Source organism: Rhodococcus sp. (in: high G+C Gram-positive bacteria) (assembly GCF_049591685.1).
Classification (GTDB): domain Bacteria; phylum Actinomycetota; class Actinomycetes; order Mycobacteriales; family Mycobacteriaceae; genus Rhodococcoides.
Genome location: NZ_JBAWFH010000185.1, coordinates 1 through 2,230, shown reverse-complemented (window position 1 = coordinate 2,230; position 2,230 = coordinate 1). Strand labels below are relative to the sequence as shown.

The 2,230-nt window shown below is 67.4% G+C and carries 2 protein-coding genes and 1 pseudogene; 1 reads left to right on the top strand and 2 read right to left on the bottom strand.

Translation table 11 applies throughout. The annotated features are described in order from the left end of the window. Window positions 1–210, bottom strand: a pseudogene (locus WBQ44_RS07880) (EamA family transporter); the annotation flags it as partial. On the opposite strand from WBQ44_RS07880, the gene WBQ44_RS07875 reads away from it, so the two are divergent. Beyond that, the gene (locus tag WBQ44_RS07875; protein WP_495566155.1) at window positions 209–1,612 is read left to right on the top strand and encodes an aminotransferase-like domain-containing protein; all 1,404 of its coding nucleotides are present in this window, start codon (window positions 209–211) and stop codon (window positions 1,610–1,612) included. The pseudogene WBQ44_RS07880 and the gene WBQ44_RS07875 overlap by 2 nt on opposite strands. Window positions 1,613–1,617: 5 nt before the next feature. On the opposite strand, the gene WBQ44_RS07870 is transcribed toward WBQ44_RS07875, so the two are convergent. Continuing rightward, a complete protein-coding gene (locus tag WBQ44_RS07870; protein ID WP_495566154.1) occupies window positions 1,618–2,136 on the bottom strand; it encodes a hypothetical protein in 519 nt (172 codons plus the stop codon). Window positions 2,137–2,230 lie beyond the last annotated feature (94 nt).

The window sequence follows — 2,230 nt, the reverse complement described above, 5'->3', positions numbered from 1 at the left end:
GGTGAGGGCCAGTGCCGACGCCGCGAGCAGGGCGGCGACAACGGCTCGTCCTGAGCCGACGAACAGCGGCGGCATACCGCCCGCAACGGCCACCCGCGTGAACGGCAGTGTGAACGAGAACGCGGTGACTCCGAGAAGGCCCCACCACAGGCCGGCGCGTTCCAGTAGCACTGGCGCGCGGAGGGGAGTAGCGCTACTATGCCTTGTCATGTCCGACGATAGCAGTTCGAGGATCGTTGCCGAACTGCGCCGGTGGATCGCACAGGCCCAGCCCGGCGCCAAGCTGCCATCCTCACGCGCCCTCGTGGCCCAGTACGGCGCGAGCCCCGTCACCGTGCAGAAGGCGATACGCTCGCTCGCGATGCTCGGCGAGATCGAAACACGCCCAGGCGTCGGCACATTCGTCAGGAAGATCCCCGTCGCTCGACCGAGCGATTACGGTTGGCAGACAGGGGCTCTCGCGTCCCTCGGCAATCGCGTCCCGAAACTGCCCGCCGCGCTGCAGAGTGAAAGCAACGATGTCATCGCACTGCACTCCGGCTACCCCGATCGAGAACTGCTGCCGGAGAGACTGGTTCGGTCCGCATTCGCCCGCATCGCACGAACCGATGCCGTCGTTGGTCGGCCACGTGCCGCGGGGCTGCCGGAGCTGCAATCATGGTTCGCAGAAGAGCTCGGCGCAGCAACCCCGGCCGGCATCACGCCTCCCGCGGCCGGCGACGTCGTCATCCACCCGGGAAGCCAAGGCGGCCTGAGCACCGTCTTCCGCGCAGTCGTCGGCGCCGGACGAACCCTACTGATGGAGTCGCCCACGTACTGGGGCGCAATCCTCGCCGCCGAACGCGCCGGCGTCGTCGTGGTCCCAGTGCCCAGCGGCCCGAGCGGACCCGACTCCGACGGTCTCGCAAGGGCTTTCGCCGAAACCGGAGCCCGAGCGTTCTACGCGCAACCCAACTTCGCGAGCCCGACCGGTGCGCTGTGGTCGCGTGACCTCGCCGACCGAGTACTGAACATCGTCCGAGAAAACGCCGCGTTCCTCATCGAAGACGACTCGGCCCACGACTTCGCGATCACCGCCGACCCGACGCCCATCGCCGCACGCGACGACACCGGACACGTCGTGTACGTCAGGTCGCTGGCGAAAACCGTCTCACCTGCGGTGCGCGTCGCCGCCGTCATCGCGCGCGGCCCCGCACACGAACGCATCCTCGCCGACGCCTCCGTCGAATCGATGTACGTCAGCGGCGTATTGCAATCCGTCGCAATCGATGTCGTGACGCACCCGTCGTGGAACACCCATCTGCGCAACCTGCGTCGCAACCTGCACTCGCGGCGTGACCTGCTCGTCGACAGTCTTGCCGAATACGCCCCGCAAATTCACCTCGACGCGATACCGCGCGGCGGAATCAACCTGTGGGCTCGGCTGCCCGACGCTTCGGACCTCGATCGCGTTGTGCGAGAAAGCCGCTCGGCAGGTGTCATCATCGGGGCCGGAGACGACTGGTTCCCCGCCGAGGCGACCGGAAAGTACCTGCGCCTGACGTACGCCGGGCCGAACCCCAGCACCTTCGGCGACGCCGCAAAGACGCTGGGGCGCATCGTCGGAGGCTGAACGGATCAGCCCTCCGGCTGCGGCGCCTCTTCGAGCGGTGGCTGAACGGGCTGCTGCTCCTGCTGTTGCTGCTTGGCGAAATCGCAGTTGGCCTTCGCGAAATCGTCGATGCGGGTGCTGGCCTCGCTCGCCGCGGTGAACGTCGCGGCGTCGATCGTCGCCTCGGTCTTCTGCTGGTACTCCTCGAACGTCGCAGACTCGGTGACGAGCGACGTGACCTGGGCGCTGGCGTCGCGCACCGTCGTCAGATCCGCGGAAATGTTCTCGTCGGCCGACGCGATAGCGGGGTCGTAGTGCTCGGACAGCCCGTCGCCGTACTTCTCGAGCACCGCCTGCATACCCGCCCAGTCCGCCGGATCGATCGCAGCCGACGACTGCGACTCCATCTCGAACGTCGAAATGTCTTCGAGCTGGGTGCAGATGTCGCCCTTCTCCTCCGGTGCCTCGTCGGAGCTGCAACCGGCCATGCCCACGGCGAGGGCGGCGGCAGCGAGGACGACGAGCGGGCGACGCGGGTACTTCATACGGGTGATTCTCCAGACGGATGTGTGGGGTGCGCTGGCGCGCCGGTGTGCCTTTAGTGCTGCGCCACCGACACTAAAGGAACACGGGAGGGGG

Bases quoted from the DNA above. Each gene is read 5' to 3' on its own strand.
- WBQ44_RS07875 (WP_495566155.1), top strand. From the start codon at position 209: ATGTCCGACGATAGCAGTTCGAGGATCGTTGCCGAACTGCGCCGGTGG.
- WBQ44_RS07870 (WP_495566154.1), bottom strand. From the start codon at position 2,136: ATGAAGTACCCGCGTCGCCCGCTCGTCGTCCTCGCTGCCGCCGCCCTC.